Annotated in this window: 2 protein-coding genes and 1 pseudogene; all 3 read left to right on the forward strand. The window is 67.3% G+C overall.

Annotation, left to right across the window (positions count from 1 at the left end):
• Window positions 1-362 (forward strand): annotated as a pseudogene (locus EET13_RS30650) (PE-PGRS family protein); the annotation flags it as partial.
• A gap of 124 nt (window positions 363-486) precedes the next feature.
• The gene (locus EET13_RS26490) at window positions 487-1,524 is read left to right on the forward strand and encodes a PAS domain-containing protein (RefSeq protein WP_122445030.1); all 1,038 of its coding nucleotides are present in this window, start codon (window positions 487-489) and stop codon (window positions 1,522-1,524) included.
• A 159-nt stretch (window positions 1,525-1,683) separates the two neighbouring features.
• A partial coding sequence (locus EET13_RS26495) for a PE family protein (protein ID WP_136623263.1) occupies window positions 1,684-2,385 on the forward strand: 702 nt, incomplete at its 3' end.

A 2,385-nucleotide genomic window follows, 5' to 3' on the forward strand; every position in this document is an offset into this window, starting at 1 on the left:
GTGGCGGGACCATCGGCGGCCTCACCGGCGCGGACGGCGGCAACGGCGGCAACGGCGGCATGTTCTTCGGCAGCGGTGGCGACGGCGGCAACGGCAGCGTCAGCGCCACCGACAACGGCGGCGACGGCGGCAACGGCGGTAACGCCGGCCTGATCGGCAACGGCGGTAACGGTGGGGCAGGCGCCGACAGCGAGTTCGACGGCGGCGACGGTGGCAACGGCGGCAGTGCGCAGCTGATCGGAAACGGCGGCAATGGCGGCAATGGCGGCGCCAGCGTGGGGATTGGCAGCAACGGCACCGGCGGCAACGCCGGCACCGGCGGAACACTGATCGGCCTAGACGGACTGAACGGGTTGTCCTGAACGGCGCCGGGCGCCTCGTCACGGTTGCTCGTTGCCGCACGTATCTGCAATCCCCGCAACAAGATTGCGTCGGTCGACGACCACCCGCCGCGGTAACGGAGTGGGTGGTCAGTAGACTGCGCCTATGAGCCACGACTGGCTGCTCGTGGAAACGCTGGGGGATGAACCGGCCGTCGTCGCCCAGGGACGTCAGCTCAAGAACCTGGTTCCCATCACCACGTTCCTGCGCCGCAGTCCCCATATCTCGTCGGTCCGCACGGCGATCGCCGAGTCGCTGCACACCGGCCAGAGCCTCACCAGCATCACGCCCAAGAGTGATCGCGTCATCTGTACTGAGCCAGTAGTGATGTCGGACGGCAGGGTGCACGGAGTCCATGTGTGGATCGGTCCTGCCGATGCAAAACCGCCCGAGCGGCCAACTCCGGGTCCATTGAAGTGGGATCTGACTCTGGGTGTGGCCACCGACACCCGTGAGTCGCTGGTCAACAGCGGCAAGAATCCCGATGTCGAGGTCACCTACGGCAGAGCTTTCGCCGAGGATTTGCCGTCACGCGAACTCAATCCGAACGAAACCAGGGTGCTGGCCATGCTGGTCAAGCCTGAGGACGGCCAAACACTGTGCAGCACTTGGGATCTCACCGACTGGCAGGGCAACCCCATCAGGATCGGGTTCACCGCGCGCAGCGCGCTGGAGCCAGGACCGGACGGCCGCGATCACCTGGTAGCGCGGGCAATCAACTGGCGCGCCGAACTCAAAGGCCCGCTGGTGCCGGTCGACGACCTGGCCCAGAAAATCCTTGACGGGCTCGCGCAGGCCGGAGTCCACCGAGCACTTGTCGACCTGAACACCTGGACCCTACTGAAGTGGCTCGACGAGCCGTGCCCCTTCTACGATTGGCGCGCCAACGAGCCCGACAGACCCCGCGTGCATCCCGACGACTACGAGCTCATCGCCGCCATGACAAAGGAATTCGCCGATGGAGCAACCAGTGGTGTGTTGCGGCTTCCGGGCTGCGACACTGCCTGGGTGCCGGTGCATGTCACTATCAACCGCATCGAACTCGAGCCCGAGACTTTCGCAGGACTGATCTCGTTGCGGTTGCCCACCGACGAGGAACTGGTCACCGCCGGACTGACAACGGCCGCACGCGACTTCACCTAACCGTCGGCATGGCGCCGGCGTCCGGCGTGCACATGCCCTGAACCACCGGAACAGCGGACACTCCAACTGGGAGAGCGCTTTTCGATCTGAATGTCAAAACGATTCGGCCACGGCGCGTGCACGATAGCCTATGTTGCGGAATCTCCTGGAAGGCTAGCAATGTCGTTGGTGATCGCAGCTCCGGAAATGCTCACGGCGGCTGCGGCGGAGTTGTCGCATTTGGATACGTCACTGCGCGCCGTGAGCGCCGCCGCAGCGGTCGCGACCACTGAGTTACTGCCCGCAGCCGAGGATGAGGTGTCAGTTGCCGTCGCCGCATTGTTCGCCTCGCACGGCGAGATCTATCGGAGGCTCAGCGCACAAGCAGCGCAGTTCCATACCCAGTTTGCCCAAAGCTTGGCCTTCGCTGCGGCGTCATACGCCGCAGCGGAGGCCGATGCCGGCCAGAGTCTGTTGAACATCGTCAACTCCCCTGCCCAGGCCCTGCTGGGGCGCCCCCTGATCGGCAACGGCGCCAACGGTTTACCCGGCACCGGCCAGAACGGCAGGCCCGGCGGACTACTCATCGGCAACGGCGGCGCCGGCGGGTCCGGCGCACCCGGCCAGAGCGGCGGTAACGGTGGGACCGCGGGGCTGTTCGGCGCCGGCGGCGCCGGTGGCGTCGGCGGTTTCGGGCTGCCGGGCGGCACAGGCGGGGCTGGCGGCGCCGGCGGGGCCGGCGGATTGTTCGGCAACGGCGGCAACGGGGGGACCGGCGGAGGCTCACTGGACGGGGATGGCGGTACCGGCGGTGCGGGGGGCGCGGCTGGATTGCTCGGCTCGGGTGGCCGCGGCGGTGTGGGGGGTGTCAGCGCCCTCCAC

It is taken from the genome of Mycobacterium attenuatum (genome assembly GCF_900566085.1).
GTDB classification, from domain to species: Bacteria; Actinomycetota; Actinomycetes; order Mycobacteriales; family Mycobacteriaceae; genus Mycobacterium; species Mycobacterium attenuatum.